We start from the raw sequence: 19,042 nt of genomic DNA, 5'->3' as shown, positions 1-19,042 counted from the left end.
GTGGCACCGACCTTCGTGATCAGCACCGGCCGGTGCGGATCGACCATGCTCTCCCGGATGCTGCGCCTGCACCCCGAGGTGCTCAGCCTCAGCGAGCTGTTCAGCACCGTACGCGCCCGGCACCCGTTCGACGGGTCCCCGGACGGCGCCGCGTTCTGGCGGATGCTCAGCGAGCCCGACCCCGCCGTGGACACCATGGTCACCGCGGGGCTCACCGTCTCCGAGCTGATCTACCCGTACGCCACCGGCCGGTTCGACCCGGCGCGCGGCGTCCCGCTGATCTGCCACATGACGCTGCCGATGCTCACCGACGACCCGGACGCGCTCTACGACGAGCTCGCCGCCGAGGTGCCGTTGTGGCCGGTCCGGCCGATCGCCGAGCACTACCGACAGCTGTTCACCTTCCTGGCCGGCCGGTGCGGGCGACCGGTCGTGGTGGAGCGCTCCGGCGGCTCGCTGAGCCTGCTGCCCCGGCTGCGCGAGGCGTTCCCCGACGCGCGGTTCGTCTACCTGACCCGCGACGGCGTGGACTCGGCGCTGTCGATGAGCCGGCATGCCGGGTTCCGGCTGATGCTGATGGGCCGGGCCGCCGCCCGCGTCACCGGGGTCAGCGGCCCGGAACAGCTCGGCCCGGCCCAGATGCCGCTGCTGCCGCCGGAGGTGGGCCGGATGCTGGCCGACCCGGCCGAGCTGCCCCGGCTGATGGCCCGGGACGTGCCGGTCACCGCGTTCGGCGCGCTGTGGTCGGAGATGACCCGCGAAGGCGCCGACGAGTTGCTGCGGCTGCCCGGCGACAGGTGGACGATGCTCGCGTACGAGCAGGTGGTCGCCGACCCGCGCGGTCAGCTGTCCCGGCTGGCCGGCTTCCTCGGCGTACCGGCGAACCGGTCCTGGCTGACCGCCGCGGCCGGGCTGGTCGACCGGGACCGGCGCGGGGCCTCGTCCCGGCTGGACACCCGGCTGCGCGCCGCCCTGCGCCGGTCCTGCGCACCGGGGACGGCCGTCGACGCGGTGCTCGCGGCGGCGGCCGGCGTGCTGCTGCACGTGCCGCTGTGACCGGCCTGCTGGCGGCGCTGTTCGCGGCGCCGGTGGTCACCGCCGAGACCCGTACCGACCCGCCCGGCCCGGCGCTGTTCCCCGCCGAGGAAGCGGTGATCGCGCGGTCGGTGGACAAGCGCCGCCGGGAGTTCACCACGGTGCGGCACTGCGCGCGGACCGCCCTGGCCGGGCTCGGGGTGCCACCCGCGCCGATCCTGCCCGGCCTGCGCGGCGCACCGATCTGGCCGCCGGGCGTGGTCGGCAGCATGACCCACTGCGCGGGGTTCCGCGGCTGCGCCGTGGCGCACGCCGGTGACCTGCGCACGATCGGTCTCGACGCCGAACCGGCCGACCCGCTGCCGGACGGTGTGCTGGAGGCGATCGCGCTGCCCGCCGAACGCGACGCCGTGCTGGCCGCCGCACCCGGCGTGCCGTGGGACCGGCTGCTGTTCAGCGCGAAGGAATCGGTCTACAAGGCCTGGTTCCCGCTCACCCACCGGTTCCTCGAGTTCAGCGAGGCCCACGTCGAGCTGGACCCGGCCGGCACGTTCACCGCGACCGTGTTGACCGCCCACGCCGGCGAGCCGGCCGGGTTCACCGGCCGCTGGCTGTGCCGCGACGGCCTGCTCATCACCGCGATCGCCGTCCCCGCCTAGCTAGGGGTGCTCCTGGGGTGTGGCGCGGCACCGGCCGCACCCCAGGATCACCCGTGACAGCTGGACACGACCGCTCGGAGGGCCGGATGGACACGCAGCGCAGGAGCGCCCCGTCGCTGCCGCGGCCCGGCGCCGGCACCGACCTGGTCGTGCGCGACCGCACCACCGGCGACCTGCTGCAGTTCGCCTACCGGGCCGACAGCTTCGACGCCCCGGTCCGGATCGGCACCGGCTTTCACCTCGGCCGGGTGCCACACCTGGTGGCCGGCGACTTCACCGGTGACGGTGCGCGGCAGCTGCTCTGCCTGCTCCCCGACGGCCGCGAGGTGCTGCTGCCCCCGGCCGCGTCGTTCGACATCGGCGACCTGAGCACGGCACCGCACCGGCCCGGAACGGCGGTGCAGGCCGTCGTCGCACGGGCCGCCGGCCCCGACCGGGTGCTGCGGTCCGCCGCCGACGGCACGGTCCGGCTCGGCACCGCCACCGACCTCGGCGACGCGGTCGCCACGATCACCCCCGGCGCCGTGCTGCTGGGCGCCGCGGACGTCACCGGCACCGGCCCCGAACTGCTGGTCCGCCTGCCCGGCGGCGCGATCAGCGCCATCGAGACCGGCGGCGCCCGGCACGACCTGGGCTCCGACTGGGACGGCGCTCTCGTGGTCGCCGCCGCGGACCTCACCGGCGACGCGCTCGCCGACCTGATCGCCTTCGGACCCGCGGGGAACCTGCTGGTGTTCCCGCACAGTGGCGTCTTCTGGCCGCAGTTCCCCGCGGTCACCTTCCTGTCCCCGGTGGCCGTGGCCGCGAGCGTCGGCGCCTACGACGTCATCGGCTGACGGCACCCCCAAGATCGCGAGGACACTCACCCATGGACACGTTGGCCGAAGCGGTACTCGCCGGAGCCCCACCGGACGAACTCGCCCGGATCCCGCTGCCCCCGTCGTACCTCGCCGCGCACCTGCGCGAAGAGGACGCGGGCATGTTCGACGGCGAGGCGGACCGCGACGTCCGGCGGTCGATGCACGTCGGGCCGGTGCCGATGCCGGCGCTCGCCCCCGACGAGGTGGTCGTCGCGGTGCTCGCCAGCTCGATTAACTACAACACGGTGTGGTCGGCGATGTTCGAGCCGATCTCGACGTTCACCGCGGTGCGCCGCTTCGCCCGCCAGGGCGGCTACGCGGCCCGCCACGACCTGCCGCACCAGGTCGTCGGCTCGGACGCGGCCGGCGTGGTGGTCCGGGTCGGCGACGGCGTACGGCACTGGAAGGTCGGCGACCACGTGATGGTCAGCCCGGCCTACGTCGACGACCAGGACCCGGGCTCGCACGCCGACGCGATGATGGGACCCGAGGGGCGCGCCTGGGGCTACGAGACCAACTTCGGCGGCCTCGCGCACTACACCGTGGTCCGGGCCAGCCAGCTCGTCCCGAAACCGCCGCACCTGACGTGGGAGGAAGCGGCCTCGGTCACGCTGTGCGCCGGGACCGCGTACCGGATGCTGATCGGCGCCAACGGCGCCCGGATGAAGCAGGGCGACATCGCGCTGATCTGGGGCGCCACCGGCGGCCTGGGCGGCTTCGCCGTGCAGATGGTCAAGAACGGCGGCGGTGTCGCGGTCGGCGTGGTCAGCTCCGAGCACAAGGCGCAGATCCTGCGCGAGCAGGGCTGCGACGTGATCATCAACCGTAGCGAGCTGGGCATGGGCGAGGGCGCCGACACCCCGGCGGACGCCGTCGAGTACGGCAAGCGCCTCGGCCGCCGGATCCGCACCGAGCTGGGCGAGGACCCGCACATCGCGTTCGACTACGTCGGCCGGGCCACCTTCGGTACGTCGGTGCACGTGGTCCGCCGCGGCGGCACGGTCGTCACCTGCGGGTCGAGCACCGGCTACCAGCACCAGTACGACAACCGGTACCTGTGGATGAACCTCAAGCGGGTGATCGGCAGCCACATCGCCAACCTGCAGGAGCAGTGGGACACCGCGCGGCTGTTCCGCCAGGGCGGGCTGGTGCCGATCCTGACCGACGTGCACCCGCTCGAGCAGACCGGCGAGGCGCTGCGGCTCGTGCAGAACAACCGGCACGTCGGCAAGGTCGGTGTGCTCTGCCTGGCACCCACCGAGGGCCTGGGCGTGACCGACACCGAGGCCCGCGAGCGGATCGGCGTCGACCGGCTTACCTCGTGGCGCCGCTACGCGACGACGGCGAGGGTGTGACGATGTCCGCCACCGGCATCCTGGCCACCGGGGCCTACGTACCGAAACAGATCGTGACCGGCGCGGACGTGGCCGGCCCGGCCGGCGTCACCCCGGAGTGGATCGAACGCAAGACGCAGATCGTCACCCGCCGCTACGCCGCCCCTGACGAGGCGACCTCCGACCTGGCGGCCCACGCCGCCGAGCAGGCCCTGGACCGGGCCGGGCTGCCGGCCACCGCGCTGCGCTACCTGATCGTCTCGACGTCCACGCCGGACTCGCCGCAGCCACCCACCTCGTACCTGGTGCAGGACCTGATCGGCGCGACCGGCGCCGCGTGCTTCGACATCAACGTCGTCTGCAGCGGCTTCGTCTACGGCCTCGCCCTGGCCCGGGCCCTGGTCGCCCAGGAGCCCGGCGCGCACGCGCTGGTCGTCGCCGCCGACGTCTACTCGCGGATCCTGGACGTCACCGACCGCAAGACCGTCGTGCTGCTCGGCGACGGCGCCGGCGCGGCGCTCGTCGGCCCGGTGACCACCGGCGGCTTCCTCGACTTCGAGCTGACCAGCCACGGCTCCGCCCGCGGCCTGATCCGGGTCGACGCCGGCGGCAGCCGGATGCCCGCCACCCACGACACCGTCGACAACGGCGACCACCTGTTCCGGATGAACGGCCGCGGCGTCCGCGACTTCGTCATGGACCACGTCCCCGGCGCGGTGCGCACCCTGGTCGAGCGCACCGGCCACCGGCTCGCCGACGTCGGCCACTTCGTCCCGCACCAGGCCAACGGGGTGCTGCTCAGCGAACTGGTGACCCGCTCCGGGCTCGACCACGCACAGACCCACCGCACGCTGGAGGCCTACGGCAACACCGGCAGCGCGTCCACCGCGCTCGCCCTGGAGGCCGCCGACAGCGGGGGACACCTGACCGACGGCGACCTGGTGCTGCTGGCCGGCTTCGGCGGCGGCATGTCGCTGGGCGCCGCGCTGCTGCGCTGGACGGGCACCCGATGACCACCACACCGCTCTCGACCGCAGGCATCACCCGGGTCGGTGTCGTCGGCTGCGGCACGATGGGCGCCGGACTCGCCGAGCTGTGCGCCCGCGCCGGCCTCGACGTGCGGATCGCGGTGTCGTCCACGGCCTCCGCGGACGCCGGCCGCGCCCGGATCGCTCGCTCGCTCGACCGCGCCGTGACGCGCGGCAAGCTCACCGCCGAAGACCGCGAGCACGCGCTCACCACGATCGCGTTCACCACCGCGCTCGACGACCTCGCGGACCGGCAACTGGTGCTCGAATCCGTGCCCGAGGACGAAAAACTCAAGCGTACGATCTTCACGGCCCTCGACGCCGCGGTCACCGACCCGCACGCGGTCCTGGCCTCGAACACCTCCTCGATGCGCATCGCCACCCTCGCCGACCACACCGAACGCCCCGGCCGCGTCGTGGGCCTGCACTTCTTCAACCCGGTGCAGGTGCTCCCGCTCGCCGAGGTGGTCTCGGCGCCGGACACCGACCCGCGCGCCACCGCCACCGCCGAGGCGTTCGCCGCCGGCGTACTCGGCAAACAAGTGATCCGCTCCGCCGACCGCTGCGGCTTCGTGGTCAACGCGCTGCTGGTGCCGTACCTGCTGGCAGCGGTCCGGATGGTGCAGAGCGGCCACGCCGTCGCCGCCGACATCGACCGCGGCATGAAACTCGGCTGCTCCCACCCGCTCGGCCCGCTGGAACTGACCGACCTGATCGGCCTGGACGTCATCGAGTCGGTAGCCGTCGCCCTGCACGCCGAGTTTGCCGAGCCGCTCTACGCACCCCCGGCCCTGCTGCGCGAGATGGTCGCCGCCGGCCGCCTGGGCCGCAAAACCGGAGGCGGCTTCTTCGACTACCCATCCTGACGGGTCACTGTTCGCGGTCCCGCGCGAGGCCGCTGCCACAACGCCAAGACAGACCCTTCATGGGTACGCAAGGAAGCGCCGACCTGCGTCCTTCCGCTGTTCTGCCAGCTGCAGAACAGCGGCCGGACCGGACCCGACGACAACAACATTGAGTCATGACGATGACGACGCGCACGGTCGCCTACCCGGCGGACGGTGTGACGATGATCGGGCACCTCGCGGTCCCGGCCGGCATCGGCCGCCGGCCCGCGGTGCTGCTCGGACCCGAGGGCGTGGGGCCAAGCGATGTCGAGCACCGCCGAGCCGATGCCCTCGCCGAGCTGGGATATGTAGCGTTGGCCTTCGACCTGCACGGCGGTAGCGAACGTCAGGTCCCCTGGCGCGCTGCCAGGATCTCGGCGGCCACCCCGCGTGCCCAGGCCCGGATGCGCGGCGGGTTGCGAAAGTCGCCGGCGTGACCCTCCTTCGCCATCCGGCGGGACAGGAAGCCGAGCCAGCCGTGCGCCTCGGCGGTCATCCGGCCGCCGAACGTCACGTGCTCCCGCGCCTGGAGCAGCTCCATCGCCACCGTGGCCTGGTGGTTCGGCGGCAGGTCGGTGTCGTCGGCGGTGTGGTCGAGCGGGCCGCTGTCGAACAGCCAGACCGGCCGTCCGGCGAACTGGCCGGCGAACCGTTTGGCGAACTTGCGGGCATCGGCGTGCCAGCCGGCCGCGTACATGGCAGCGCCGAGGACCAGGGCCTCGTAGCCGGCCACGTCGTCGACCTCGCCGGCCGCCAGAAGCCGCGTGTCCAGGCCGGCGGTGCGCAGTTCCTCGGCGATCCATCCGGCGATCTCGGCGGTGGATCCGCCGCTCGTCGCATATGCCACCAGTGCCGTCATCGGATACCTCCGTGGATACTGCGGCCCTCAGGCCGGAGAGGAAACGGACTCCCTGCGAAGCAGGCCAGGGGCAGCCGGTTCGCCGCCAGGGCGAATCGAAAGTTACGTCTGTGGAGATTGCAGAAGACCGATGGGCGGTCCACCGTCCCTCGCCGGTAGTCCGGGTCGGCAGCGATCGGTGAAGCAGAAAGCTCAATCCGCGAGGGCTGAATCCCCCTGCTTCAGCTGGGGGAGATGTCAAGGCAGTTCCTTCTCCGTTTCCAGTAGATGGGCCACCACGTCGGTGGCCCGGTACGTCTGCCGGTCGGCGGGCAGCCGGCGCAGCAACTCGCGTACGGCGGTGAAGTCGGTGCCGGCGGTGATCACCGGCGGCTCGGTGTAGCCGCCGGCCCGCTGCTGAGCGAAGCCGGCGGCCGCCATCAGCCCGTTGCACAGGCAGCGCCGCCCGGCCGTGTTGGCCTCGCGGCCGCCGCCGTGGCTGCGGTACATGGCCACGGGCTCTGCGGGGCACCGGTAGCCGACCGAGCCGTCCGGCTTGCGGTACGCGGTGCGCAGCACGCCGAGGTCGCACAGTCGCTCCCGGTCGGCGTAGACGTCCTCGTCGGACAGGGTTCCCGGCAGCTGCACCACCTTGAACGGGAAACCGGTCGGGGAGGCGCGGCCGTCGGTGCGTACCGGCACGTCGCCGCGGGCGGCCAGTTCCACGACGCGGCGCTTCCACTCGGCGGCCATCCCGGACTCCTCGCAATACGCGAACGCGGTGCCCACCTGCACGCCGGTGGCTCCGGCGGCCACCGCCCGGGCGAGTCCAGCCGGGGTGCCGTACGAACCGGCCATCCAGAACGGCAGACCGAACCGGGTCATCGACCGGGGGTCGACCACGTCGCGGTCGTCGTAGACGGGCTGACCGGTGTCGTCGACGCGGCGCGGGCCGCGCGGCGGGGCGTTGTGCCCACCGGCTGTGGCGCCTTCCACGATGAAGCCGTCGGGCCGCGTGCCGGGATCGGCGGCGAGCCCTTCGGCGAGGTCGACGGAGGCGACGATGGCGTCGAAGCGGGGACGCTTCAGCGGGTGCTGCCCCGGCGGAGCGTACGCCCGGGGGTCGAACCGGATGGCGTGCTGGCCGTCGGCAGACGTGGCGCCCTGGACCCGGACCGGCAGCGCCACCGGCTGGTGGCTGGCCAACCCGTCCAGCAGTCCGGGCAGGTGGGCGGGGTTTCCGGCGCCCACCAGCACATGGTCGACGCCGGCGAGCATGGCGCCGTAGCAGCCGAACGGGATCGGCAGTTCGATCTTGCGCAGGTAGTTGATGCCGATCAGGCCGTCGTGGCCCTCCTTGGCGAGGTACACCTCGACGAAGTTCGCCGCGATGGTGAGCTCGGCGAGCACCCGGGACGGCTGCAGACTGAACCGCAGCACCGGCCGGAACGGCGCCGTCGCGGGTTTGCCGCCGGCCACGTAGTAAGTGCGCAGGATCCGTTCCGCCACCCCGGGTACCGGGAAGTGCGCCAGTGCCCGGCGGATGTCACCGCCGAGGTCGCCCTGTTGCAGCCGCCGGGCGCAGACGATCTCCAGTGCGGTGCCCGACACCACCCCCATCTGACCGGTCAGCGACACGGCGCGGGCGAGTCGCCAGCCGGAGACGGCGACGCCCATGCCGCCCTGGATGATCCGCGGACCGCGAGCCGATCGGGCCGTCATCGTGTCCTCCCCTCGCCGGTTCGACCGAGCGTCGCGTCACGGCGCCGCTTGCCACCAGTGCCGTTCGGCCCTCGTACACCGGACCGGTTTCCGCTCGGCGGTCAAGAGGCCATTGGTCCCTGTTCTCAGGGGTATCGGCGCCTTTAGTTGATCGACCACAGTCCATACGCTGCGTAGTCAGGACCCTTCTAGCCCAGGCGGTTTCGTCATGAAGATCGCAGTCCTGATCAAATATGTCCCGGAGGCGACGGCCACCTGGCGTTTCGCCGATGACCGCACCGTGGACCGGGCGAGCGTCGACGGCCGGCTCTCCGAACTGGACGAGTACGCCGTCGAACAGGCCGTCCGGCTCGCCGAGGCGGGCGTCGCCACCGAGATCACCTATCTGACGATGGGCCCGGCCCGGGCCGTCGAGGCGGTGCGCAAGGCACTCGCGATGGGCGGTGACCGGGCGGTGCACATCCTCGACGACGCGCTGCACGGCACGGATGCCGTCGGCACCTCGCTCGTCCTCGCGGCCGCGCTGCGGCGGACGGACGCCGACCTGATCATCTGCGGCATGGCGTCCACCGATGCGGAGATGGCCGTGGTGCCGGTGATGGTGGCCGACCGGCTCGGCCTGCCGGCGCTGGTGAACGCCACCGCGGTCCGGGTCGACTGCGACACCGTCACCGTCGAGCGCGACACCGACGACGCGACCGAGGAGGTCGCCGCGCCGCTGCCGGCCCTGGTGACGGTCACCGACCGGTCCGGTGAGGCCCGCTACCCGTCCTTCAAGGGGATCGTCGCGGCCAAGCGCAAGCCGGTCACCACCCGGTCGCTGGCCGACCTTGAGATCGCTGCCGGACAGGTCGGCGCCGCCGGTGCGGCCACCGAGGTCCGCGCGGTCCGTCCCCGGCCGCCCCGCGAGGCGGGCACGGTCATCACCGACGAGGGCGACGCCGCCGTCCGGCTGGCCGACTTCCTCGCCGCCAACAAGTTGTTGTAGACCACAAGCCCTGGGAGGCTGCGGTGAGCACAGTCCTGGTCCTCGTCCACCACGACGACGGGGTCATCCGGAAGCCGAGCCTGGAACTGCTGACGCTGGCGCGCCGGCTCGGCGAACCCGCGGCCGTGGTGCACGGCGACGCGGGCGAGGCGCTGATCGACGCGCTCGGCCGGTACGGCGTGACGACGGTGTACTCGATCACGCCGCCGGAGCCGCCGTCGTACCAGCCGATGGTCGAGGCGCTGGCGCTGGCCGACCTGGCCGCCGGCATCGCGCCGGCCGCCGTCCTGGTCAGCTCCGGGCCGGGCGGCACGGAGGTCGCCGCCCGCGTCGCGGTGCGCCTCGACGCCGGCATCATCACCGACGCGGTCGACGTGAGCGCCGGCCCGGACGGCCCGGTGGCCACCCAGTCGGTGTTCGCCGGCGGTTGGTTCACGGAGAGCCGGGTCCGGCGCGGAACCCCGGTGATCACGGTACGCCCGAACGCCGTCACCGCCGAGCCCGCGCCCGAGCCGGCCCGCGCCGCCGTCCGGACAGTCACCGCCGAGCCGGTTTCCGCCGCGGTCCCCCACGTGGTGGCGAGCCGGGCGAAAGCCGCCACCGGACGGCCCGGACTCACCGACGCCACCGTCGTGGTCGCCGGCGGCCGTGGCGCCGGCTCCGCCGAGGGCTTCGCGGTGATCGAGCGCCTGGCCGACGCGCTGGGTGGAGCCGTCGGCGCTTCCCGGGCCGCGACCGACCTCACCTGGTGCCCGCACGACTTGCAGATCGGGCAGACCGGCAAGACCGTCGCCCCGCAGCTCTACCTGGCCGGTGGCATCTCCGGAGCGATCCAGCACCGGGCCGGCATGCAGGGGTCCCGGACCATCATCGCGATCAACAAGGACCCGAAGGCGCCGATTTTCCAGATCGCCGACTTCGGCGTGGTGGGGGACCTGCACACCGTCGTGCCGGCCCTGATCGACGAGATCCGGAAGCGCAAGGGCTGACCGCCATGGCTCTTCGACTCGTCATCGGACTGGTGATGACCGCGGTGGCGTTCTTCGTCGCCGGCCGGCGGATCGCCATGCTGCACCGGCTGGGCCGTGCCGCGCAGCCGGTGGAGCCGGGCCGGACCACCGGCGTGGCGGCCCGGCTGCGCGCCGAGCTCACCGAGGTTCTCGGCCAGCGCAAGCTGCTGACCTGGACGGTTCCCGGGGTGGCGCACGTGCTCGCGTTCTGGGGCTTCCTGGTGCTCGCGCTGACGATCGTCGAAGGGTACGGCGCGTTGTTCCAGCGCGACTTCCACCTGCCGCTGATCGGTACTCAGCCCTGGCTCGGCTTCCTGGAGGACCTGTTCATCCTCGCCACGCTGGTCTCGGTGATGGCCTTCGCGGCGATCCGGATCCGGCACTCGCCGGGCCGTGAGGGCCGCCGCTCCCGGTTCTTCGGCTCCCATCTGGACGCCGCGTGGCTGGTCCTTTTCATGATCTTCAACGTGGTGTGGAGCCTGCTGCTCTACCGCGGCGCCCAGATCAACACCGGTAACTTCCCGTTCCCGGCCGGTGCCTTCGCCTCCGAGGCGGCGGCCCGGCTGCTGGAGCCGCTCGGCGCCACCGGCAACGACGTCGCCGAGACCGCCGGCCTGCTCCTGGCGCTCGGCGTACTGCTGCTGTTCCTGGTCATCGTGGTCCACTCCAAGCACCTGCACGTCTTCACCGCGGCCGGCAACGTCGCGCTGAGCCGCCGGCCGCGCGCCCTGGGCGCCCTGCTGCCGGTGCACTCCGCCGGCAAGCCGGTCGACTTCGAGGACCCCGGCGAGGATGACGTGATCGGCCGTGGCTCGATCACCGACTTCACCTGGAAAGGCCTGCTCGACTTCGCCACCTGCACCGAGTGCGGGCGGTGCCAGTCGCAGTGCCCGGCCTGGAACACCGGCAAGCCGCTGTCACCGAAGCTGCTGGTGATGGCCCTGCGCGATCACGCGCTGGCCGCGGCGCCGTACCTGCTCGCTACCGACCGGTCCCGGGTGGACGCGCTGGCGTCGGCCGCGGCGCTGACCCCGCTGGTCGGTGCCGAGGGTGTCGTCCACCCCGACGTGCTCTGGTCGTGCACCACCTGCGGTGCCTGCGTAGAACAGTGCCCGGTCGACATCGAACACGTCGACCACGTCGTCGACATGCGCCGCTACCAGGTGTTGATGGAGTCCAGCTTCCCGCCCGAGGCCGGAGTGCTGCTCCGCAACCTGGAGCACGCCGGTGACCCCTGGGGTCGGGGTTCGGGGGCCCGTACCGAATGGACCGCCGGGCTGGACTTCGAGGTGCGCACGCTGGATGGCGACCGCATCCCCGACGACCTGGAGTACCTGTTCTGGGTGGGCTGCGCCGGTGCCTTCGACGACCGGGCCCAGCGCACCAGCCGCGTGGTGGCCCAGCTGCTGCACACCGCCGGGGTCCGGTTCGCCGTCCTCGGCAGCGGCGAGACCTGCACCGGTGACCCGGCCCGGCGCATCGGCCACGAACTGCTCTTCCAGCAGCTCGCCATGCGCAACGTCGAGACGCTCAATGGCGCGGGCGTACGCCGGATAGTCGCCACCTGCGCGCACTGCTTCAACACCCTGGCCAACGAATACCCGCAACTGGGCGGCGACTACGAGGTCCTGCACCACACCCAGCTGCTGGCCCGGCTCGTCGCCGACGGCCGCCTCACCCCGGTGACGCCGGTCGACGCCACCGTCACCTATCACGACCCGTGCTATCTGGGCCGGCACAACCGGGTCTTCGCACCGCCGCGCGAGATCCTCGGCGACCTGCCCGGCATCCGTCTCGTGGAGCCCGAACGCACCCGGGAACGGTCCTTCTGCTGCGGCGCCGGCGGCGCCCGGATGTGGCTGGACGAGACGCTCGGCACCCGCATCAACGAGACCCGCACCGACGAACTGCTCGCCGCCGAGCCGGACATCGTGGCGGCCGCCTGCCCGTACTGCGTCGACATGCTCGCCGACGGCGTGGCACTGCGCCAGGAACCGGACCGGGACGGCGGTCAGGTCGTGGTCACCGACGTGGCGGAGGTCCTGCTGCGATCGGTACGCGCATCCGATCCCCTGCTCACGAACGACCCCGGAAGGGCGCAGCCATGACGACGACCACCGGCCTCGACTGGGACACCCTGCACCTGATGTTGTCCTCCCTGGACGACTTCCTCGCCCAGCAGTTGCCCGAGAGCCGGCGACTCGAACTGGACCGTGACGACGTGTGCCCCGAAGAGACCGTCCGCGGCATGTGCGGCGACGACCTCGGCGTCCACCTCGTGTTCGTCCCCGAGGAGTACGGCGGTCTGGGCGGCGGCGCGTTCGACTCGTACCGGATCTGCGAGCGGATGGCCCGCATCGACATCGGCGTCGCCACGTCGGTGTTCGCCACCTTCCTCGGCAGCGACCCGATCCTGGTCGGCGCCACCCCGGAGCAGCGCAAGGAGTGGCTCGGCCGGATCGCCGAACAGGGCATCCTGTTCGCCTACGGCGCCACCGAGCCGGAGGCGGGCAGCGACCTGGGCGCGCTGACCACCACCGCCACGCCGGTACAGAGCGGGGGACGGCTCACCGGGTACCGGCTGACCGGGCGCAAACAGTGGATCAGCAACGGGACTGTCGCGGACGTCTGCACGATCCTCGCGCTCGCGCCCGGCGGGCCGTCCTGGTTCATCGTCGAACGCGGCACCCCCGGCTTCACCACCGCTGCGCCCGAGGACAAACACGGCATCCGGCTGTCCAACACCGCGGCGCTGTTCCTCGACGACGTGCTGGTGCCTGCGGAGAACCTGGTCGGCCGGGTCGAGGGCCGTGGGCTCGTCCAGGCGCAGCAGGTCTTCGGCTACACCCGGGTGATGGTCGCCGCGTTCGGGCTCGGTGGCGGCTGGGAGGCGCTCGACCGGGCCATCGCCTATTCCGCGAGCCGGACCCAGGGCGGCGCGCCGCTCGCCGAGAAGCAGGGCTATACCCACAAGCTGATCGTCCCGCACGCGGTCCGGCTGGAGGCGGCACGCGCCTTCGTGGAGGAGACCGCCGCCCGCCTCGACGCCGGGGAGGGCACGGACGGGGCGCTGAACACCGCGGGCGCCATCGCGAAGTACCTGGCCACCGAGGCCGGCAACGCCGCGGCCGAGGCGGCGATCCAGGCGCACGGCGGGTACGGATACACCCGGCCCTACCTGGTCGAGAAGATCAAACGCGACGTCCGGATCACCACGATCTACGAGGGCACCTCGGAGATCCTCGAGATGACGATCGCCCGTGACCGGTGGCAGCAGCACCTCAAGAGCGCCGGCCGGTACCACCGCGACGACGCCCGCGACCTGGCCGCGCTGCCCGCCACCTCCGGCGGGCCGATCGCCGCCCTGGCGCTGGACTGCCTGGCCGCGGTGCTGGACGCCTGCCGGACCGGCCGGCTCACCCGCAACCAGCACGTCCTGTTGCGCCTGGGCGAACTGATCGCCTGGGCGGAGTGCGCCGGCGTGCTCGCCCGCCGCGCCGCCACGGCCGCTGCCGGGACCCTGCCGGAGAAGGCGGACCGGCGCTTCCCATCGGCCACCCTGGCGGCGATCAGCCGCGTCTTCGCCCGCGAGGCCGCGCTCAAGGTCGCCGACGAGGGGTTGCGGCTGGTCCTCGGGGCACAACCGGCGCCCACCGGCACGGACCCCGCCGCCGCGCTGCCGCTGGACCGGGTACGCACCGCGCAGACCGGACTGCTCGCCGACCTCGACCACATCGCCGACGCACTGTACGACCGGATCGCACCTCGGGAGGCTGCGTCATGACCGCCGTACGTCCCGTACCCATCGCCGTCATCGGGCTCGGCGCCGTCATGCCCGACGCACCGGACGCCGCCACCTTCTGGACCAACATCAGGACCGGCCGCTACTCGATCAGCGAGGTGCCGCCGGAGCGCTGGGACCCGGCTCTGCACTACGACCCCGACCCGCACGCCCCCGACAAGACGTACTCCCGCATCGGCGGCTGGGTCCGCGACTTCACCTGGGATCCGCTGGCCTGGCGGCTGCCCGTGCCACCGGCGGTCTCCGCCCAGATGGAGGAGGGCCAGAAGTGGTCCGTCGCCACCGCCCGGTCGGCGCTGCTCGACGCCGGCTGGCCGGACTGGACTGTCGACCCGGAACGGGTGGCCGTCATCATCGGCAACGCCATCGGCGGGGACAAGCACTACCGCACCGTGCTGCGGGTGCAGTTCGACGAGGTGGTGCATCGGCTGCGGTCGGCGCCGTCCTTCGCCCAGCTGCCCGAACCGGTCCGCGCCGCGGTGCTGGCCGAGACCCGCGACCCGTTCCTGGCCGGTCTTCCGGAGATCACCGAGGACACCATGCCCGGCGAACTGGCCAACGTGATCGCCGGCCGGATCGCCAACCTGTTCAACTTCCGCGGACCGAACTTCACCACCGACGCGGCCTGCGCCTCCGGGCTCGCCGCCATGTCCGCGGCGGTCCGCGGACTGCAGGCCGGGGACTTCGATGTCGCGGTCACCGGCGGCGTGGACCGCAACATGAACGCGGCCGCGTTCGTCAAGTTCTGCAAGATCGGCGCCCTGTCCGCCACCGGCACACGCCCGTTCGACGCCGGCGCCGACGGGTTCGTGATGGGCGAGGGCGCGGCCCTGTTCGTGCTCAAACGCCTCGCCGACGCTGAACGCGACGGCGACCGCGTCTACGCGGTGCTGCTCGGCCTCGGCGGCTCCAGCGACGGCCGCGGCAAGGGCATCACCGCCCCGAACCCGCTGGGACAGCGGCTCGCGGTGGAACGCGCCTGGCAGAACGCCGGACTCGACCCAGCGCTGGCCTCCTGCGTGGAGGCGCACGGCACCTCGACGCGGGTCGGCGACGCCACCGAGCTCGGCAGCCTCAGCGATGTGTTCGCCAAGGCCGGTGCGGCCACCGGTGCCATCGCGCTCGGGTCGGTCAAGTCCAACATCGGCCATCTCAAGGCCGCGGCGGGCGCGGCCGGGATCTTCAAGACGGTGCTCGGCCTGCACGAGAAGGTGCTCACCCCGAGCCTGCACTTCGAGCAGCCCAACCCGCACGTGGACTGGGACGCCATCCCGTTCCGGGTCAACACCGAGCTGCGCGAGTGGCCGGCACCGCGGCACGGCGTGCGGTGCGCCGGGGTCAGCGCCTTCGGCTTCGGCGGCACCAACTTCCACGCGGTCCTCGAGGAGTACGTCCCCGGGCGGCACCGGCCGCCGCAGGAGAGCGCCCGCTCGTACGCCGGGGTCGACCTCGCCCGGCAGGCCTCCGCCTCGGCCGAGCCTCGGCCGCCGCTGCGGGGTGCGGCCGTCGTCGGCGGCCGCGACGAGGCCGACGTCGCCGGGCAGTTGGACCGGCTGGCCGCCGACGCGGCGGCCGGACGGGCGCCGGCGCCGGCCGCGCCCGATCCCGAGATCGCCGGGGCCGCCGTCCGGGTCGCCATCGACTATGCCGACCCGGCCGACCTCGCGGCCAAGGCCGGTCGGGCGGTCACGGCGCTGCGTGCCGGTGACCCGGCGCGCTGGCGGATGCTGCGGGCACAGGGCGTGCACCTGGGTCGCGGCGCGCCGGGCCGGGTGGCGTTCCTCTACACCGGGCAGGGCTCGCAGTACGTCAACATGCTGCGCGACCTGCGGGCGCGCGAACCCCTCGTGGCGGCCGCCTTCGCCGAGGCGGACCGGGTGATGACGCCCCTGCTGGGCCGGCCGCTGACCGGGTACATCTTCGCCGATGACAGCGACCAGGCCACCCGGCATCGCTTGGAAGAGCAGCTGATGCAGACCGAGATCACCCAGCCCGCGGTGCTCGCCACCGACCTGGCGCTGACCCGGCTGCTGGACGCCTACGGCGTGCGCCCGGACCTGGTGATGGGGCACAGCCTGGGCGAGTACGGCGCCCTGGTCGCCGCCGGTGCGCTGTCGTTCGACGCCGCGCTGGAGGCGGTGAGCGCCCGCGGCCGGGAGATGGCCGGGCTCACCATGGCCGACAACGGCGCGATGGCGGCGGTGTTCGGCCCGCTCGAGCAGATCGAGCGGATCGTCGCGGCGACCGAGGGATACGTCGTCGTCGCCAACGTCAACAGCGGCAGTCAGGCGGTCGTCGGCGGCGCTACCGAGGCGGTGCAGCGGGCGATCTCCGCGTTCGAACGGGCCGGTCTGACCGCCACCCGGATCCCGGTCAGCCACGCCTTCCACACCGAGATCGTGGCGCCGGCCAGCGAGCCGCTCAAGGTGGCCCTGCGCCGCCTGGACCTGCACGCGCCGGTGCGGCCCGTCGTCTCGAACGTGACCGGCGAGTTCTACCCGCCCGACGCCGACATGGAGGCCATGCTCGACCTGCTCGGCCGGCAGGTCGCCTCGCCGGTGCAGTTCGTCAAGGGACTGCACACGCTCTACGCGGCCGGTGCCCGGATCTTCGTGGAGGTCGGCCCCAAGAAGGCGCTGCACGGCTTCGTCGAGGACGTCCTCGGTGACGACGTGCTGGCGCTGTTCACCAACCACCCTAAGGCCGGCGACGTGGCCTCCTTCAACCAGGCCCTCTGCGGCCTTTACGCCGCCGGCCTCGGCTTCGCCGCGCCGGCGCAGGCCGGCCGGGCCACCGCAGCGGCCACCGCCAGAGCTGTCCCGACCACGCCGGAAAGGACCCCCATGACCACCGACCGGTACGCCGAACTCGGTCACCTCTTCGCCGACGTTCTCGAACGCGGCCTGCAGATCTACTCGGGCGGCCGCCCCGGCGGCCCGCCCACCGCCGGCCCCGAGCCGGTCGTGGTGACCGGCGCCGCGCTCGGGCTGCCCGGCGTGGAGCGGGTCTTCGACGACGAGAACATCGCCCGGATCCTGGCCGGCCAGCAGTTCATCGACACCATCCCGCACCGGCTGCGCCGCGCCGTGGTGGACCGGCACATCACCCGCCTGGTGAAGCGGGAGACCGGAGACCCCACCTTCGAGACCATCGACAACGAGGCCGACGTCGTCAAGCTGGCCGGCCGGGCCGCACCGGTCGACATGGTCGGCCAGTTCGGTGTGGACGCCACCCGCGACGCCGCGCTGGACAACGCCACCCGGCTGGCCATCGGCGCCGGTTTCGACGCGCTGCGCGACGCCGGCATCCCACTGGTGATGCACTACAAGGACACCACGCTCGGCACTCGTCTGCCGGACCGTTGGGGCCTGCCCGCGTCGATGCGCGACGACACCGGGGTCATCTTCGCCTCGGCCTTCCCCGGCTACGACAACTTCGCCCGGGATATCGAGCGCTACGTCACCGACCGGGGCCGCCGCGAGCAGCTGCTCGCCCTCGAGGCGGTCCGGGCCCGGCTGGGCGGCGGCGAGGCGGCCACCGCCGAGGTGGACCGGCGGATCGCCGAGCTGCGGCACGCGCTGGAGACCGACCCGTACCTGTTCGACCGGCGGTTCCTGTTCCGCTGCCTGTCGATGGGTCACTCCCAGTTCGCGGAGATCATCGGCGCCCGTGGGCCGAACACCCAGATCAACGCCGCCTGTGCGAGCACCACGCAGGCGACCGCGCTGGCCGAGGACTGGATCCGGGTCGGCCGCTGCCGCCGCGTCGTGGTGGTCTCCGCGGACGACGTCACCTCCGACGTCCTGCTGCCCTGGGTGGTCTCGGGCTTCCTGGCCTCCGGTGCCGCCGCCACCGACGACATCGTCGAGGAGGCCGCGACCCCGTTCGACCGGCGCCGGCACGGCATGATCGTCGGCATGGGCGCCGCGGCGTTCGTCGTCGAGTCCGCCGACGCCGCCCGCGAGCGCGGCCTGCAACCGATCTGCGAGGTGCTCGGCGCGGTCACCGCCAACAGCGCCTTCCACGGCACCCGGCTCGACGTCGAGCACATCAGCCAGGTCATGGAGCAGTTGCTCGACGGTGCCGAGGCACGCGGCGTGCAACGGCACACGATCGCGCCGGAGACCGTCTTCGTCTCGCACGAGACGTACACGCCGGCCCGTGGCGGCAGCGCGGCCGCCGAGATCAACGCGCTGCGCCGGGTCTTCGGCACGGACGCCGACACCGTCGTCATCACCAACACCAAGGGCTTCACCGGGCACGCGATGGGCGCCGGCATCGAGGACGTGGTCGCCATCAAGACGCTGGAGACCGGGCTGGTCCCACCGGTGCCCAACTTCAAGGAACCCGACCCCGAGCTGGGCCGGCTCAACCTCTCGACCGGCGGCGCCTACCCGGTGCGGTACGCACTGCGGCTGGCGGCCGGCTTCGGCTCACAGATCGCCATGTCGCTGCTGCGCTGGACGCCGCTCGCGGACGGACGGCACCGGGCGCCGGCAGAGCTGGGGTACGCGTACCGGATCGTCGATCCCGCCGCCTGGCAGCGCTGGCTGACCGAGGCCGGTGGCGCCGAGGCCCGGCTGGAGGTCGTGCAACGCCGGCTGCGCATCGCCGACGCAGGCGTCCCCGCGGTGCCCCCGCCGCCGGTGGCCGTCGCGCCGCCGGTCGTCACCACGCCGCCGGTCGTCACCACGCCGCCGGTCGTCACCGTGCCGCCCGTTGTCACCGCGCCACCGGCACCGCCCGCGCCCGTCGCGGCGCCGGCTCAGCCGGCACCGGAGGGTGACGAGATCGCCGGGGCGGTGGTGGGGATCGTGTCGGAGCTGACCGGTTATCCGCCGGATCTGCTGGATGTGGATCTGGATCTCGAGGCGGATCT

13 protein-coding genes and 1 pseudogene are annotated in these 19,042 nt (G+C 73.0%); 12 read left to right on the top strand and 2 right to left on the bottom strand.

The features are described 5' to 3' along the window. From ADL15_RS09920 to ADL15_RS51240, 7 genes and pseudogenes are all read left to right on the top strand, one after another. The gene (locus tag ADL15_RS09920) at window positions 1-1,056 is read left to right on the top strand and encodes a sulfotransferase family protein (protein ID WP_198170689.1); all 1,056 of its coding nucleotides are present in this window, start codon (window positions 1-3) and stop codon (window positions 1,054-1,056) included. Continuing rightward, window positions 1,053-1,694, top strand: coding sequence for a 4'-phosphopantetheinyl transferase family protein (locus tag ADL15_RS09915; RefSeq protein ID WP_232343997.1), 642 nt, complete (start codon window positions 1,053-1,055; stop codon window positions 1,692-1,694). Before ADL15_RS09920 ends, ADL15_RS09915 begins: the two co-directional genes overlap by 4 nt. Before the next feature lie 53 nt (window positions 1,695-1,747). Continuing rightward, window positions 1,748-2,530, top strand: a complete 783-nt coding sequence (locus tag ADL15_RS09910; protein ID WP_157441268.1) for a hypothetical protein — start codon at window positions 1,748-1,750, stop codon at window positions 2,528-2,530. Window positions 2,531-2,562: 32 nt separating this feature from the next. Beyond that, on the top strand, window positions 2,563-3,909 hold the full coding sequence (gene ccrA / locus ADL15_RS09905) for a crotonyl-CoA carboxylase/reductase (protein ID WP_067687502.1): 1,347 nt from the start codon (window positions 2,563-2,565) through the stop codon (window positions 3,907-3,909). A gap of 2 nt (window positions 3,910-3,911) precedes the next feature. Then, window positions 3,912-4,901 (top strand): 3-oxoacyl-ACP synthase III family protein, encoded by a 990-nt coding sequence (locus ADL15_RS09900; RefSeq protein WP_067687514.1) that lies wholly within the window; start codon window positions 3,912-3,914, stop codon window positions 4,899-4,901. Beyond that, window positions 4,898-5,782, top strand: a complete 885-nt coding sequence (locus ADL15_RS09895) for a 3-hydroxybutyryl-CoA dehydrogenase (RefSeq protein ID WP_067687500.1) — start codon at window positions 4,898-4,900, stop codon at window positions 5,780-5,782. The genes ADL15_RS09900 and ADL15_RS09895 overlap by 4 nt, the downstream gene beginning before the upstream one ends. 155 nt (window positions 5,783-5,937) lie before the next feature. Further along, a pseudogene (locus ADL15_RS51240) lies at window positions 5,938-6,141 on the top strand (dienelactone hydrolase family protein); the annotation flags it as partial. A gap of 8 nt (window positions 6,142-6,149) precedes the next feature. Here ADL15_RS51240 and ADL15_RS09890 read toward each other — a convergent pair. After that, window positions 6,150-6,662 carry a flavodoxin domain-containing protein gene (locus tag ADL15_RS09890; RefSeq protein ID WP_067687498.1) on the bottom strand — a complete coding sequence of 171 codons (513 nt, stop codon included), beginning with the start codon at window positions 6,660-6,662 and terminating at the stop codon, window positions 6,150-6,152. 237 nt (window positions 6,663-6,899) lie between these two features. Further along, window positions 6,900-8,363 (bottom strand): nitronate monooxygenase, encoded by a 1,464-nt coding sequence (locus tag ADL15_RS09885; RefSeq protein WP_067687496.1) that lies wholly within the window; start codon window positions 8,361-8,363, stop codon window positions 6,900-6,902. Between the two features lie 208 nt (window positions 8,364-8,571). Between ADL15_RS09885 and ADL15_RS09880 the strand changes: the two genes are divergently transcribed. From ADL15_RS09880 to ADL15_RS09860, 5 genes are all read left to right on the top strand, one after another. Continuing rightward, entirely contained in the window at window positions 8,572-9,351 is a 780-nt protein-coding gene (locus tag ADL15_RS09880) for an electron transfer flavoprotein subunit beta/FixA family protein (protein WP_067687495.1), read from the top strand. Between the two features lie 23 nt (window positions 9,352-9,374). Continuing rightward, window positions 9,375-10,340 (top strand): electron transfer flavoprotein subunit alpha/FixB family protein, encoded by a 966-nt coding sequence (locus ADL15_RS09875; RefSeq protein ID WP_067687493.1) that lies wholly within the window; start codon window positions 9,375-9,377, stop codon window positions 10,338-10,340. Window positions 10,341-10,345: 5 nt separating this feature from the next. Continuing rightward, window positions 10,346-12,469: a (Fe-S)-binding protein gene (locus ADL15_RS09870; RefSeq protein ID WP_067687491.1), complete on the top strand. Its 2,124-nt coding sequence runs from the start codon at window positions 10,346-10,348 to the stop codon at window positions 12,467-12,469. Then, on the top strand, window positions 12,466-14,145 hold the full coding sequence (locus ADL15_RS09865; protein WP_067687489.1) for an acyl-CoA dehydrogenase family protein: 1,680 nt from the start codon (window positions 12,466-12,468) through the stop codon (window positions 14,143-14,145). The genes ADL15_RS09870 and ADL15_RS09865 overlap by 4 nt, the downstream gene beginning before the upstream one ends. After that, window positions 14,142-19,042, top strand: a 4,901-nt coding sequence (locus ADL15_RS09860; protein ID WP_157441267.1) for a type I polyketide synthase, incomplete at its 3' end; no start/stop codon positions are given. The genes ADL15_RS09865 and ADL15_RS09860, both read left to right, overlap by 4 nt.

Origin of the sequence: Actinoplanes awajinensis subsp. mycoplanecinus, assembly GCF_001509495.1 — a bacterium.
In the GTDB taxonomy this organism is placed as follows: domain Bacteria; phylum Actinomycetota; class Actinomycetes; order Mycobacteriales; family Micromonosporaceae; genus Actinoplanes; species Actinoplanes palleronii.
The sequence above is the reverse complement of the archived record's forward strand: the minus strand, read 5'-3'. Positions and strand labels throughout refer to the sequence as shown.

Bases quoted from the DNA above. Each gene is read 5' to 3' on its own strand.
- ADL15_RS09885 (WP_067687496.1), bottom strand. From the start codon at position 8,363: ATGACGGCCCGATCGGCTCGCGGTCCGCGGATCATCCAGGGCGGCATG.
- ccrA (WP_067687502.1), top strand. From the start codon at position 2,563: ATGGACACGTTGGCCGAAGCGGTACTCGCCGGAGCCCCACCGGACGAA.
- ADL15_RS09895 (WP_067687500.1), top strand. From the start codon at position 4,898: ATGACCACCACACCGCTCTCGACCGCAGGCATCACCCGGGTCGGTGTC.
- ADL15_RS09870 (WP_067687491.1), top strand. From the start codon at position 10,346: ATGGCTCTTCGACTCGTCATCGGACTGGTGATGACCGCGGTGGCGTTC.
- ADL15_RS09880 (WP_067687495.1), top strand. From the start codon at position 8,572: ATGAAGATCGCAGTCCTGATCAAATATGTCCCGGAGGCGACGGCCACC.
- ADL15_RS09900 (WP_067687514.1), top strand. From the start codon at position 3,912: ATGTCCGCCACCGGCATCCTGGCCACCGGGGCCTACGTACCGAAACAG.
- ADL15_RS09890 (WP_067687498.1), bottom strand. From the start codon at position 6,662: ATGACGGCACTGGTGGCATATGCGACGAGCGGCGGATCCACCGCCGAG.
- ADL15_RS09865 (WP_067687489.1), top strand. From the start codon at position 12,466: ATGACGACGACCACCGGCCTCGACTGGGACACCCTGCACCTGATGTTG.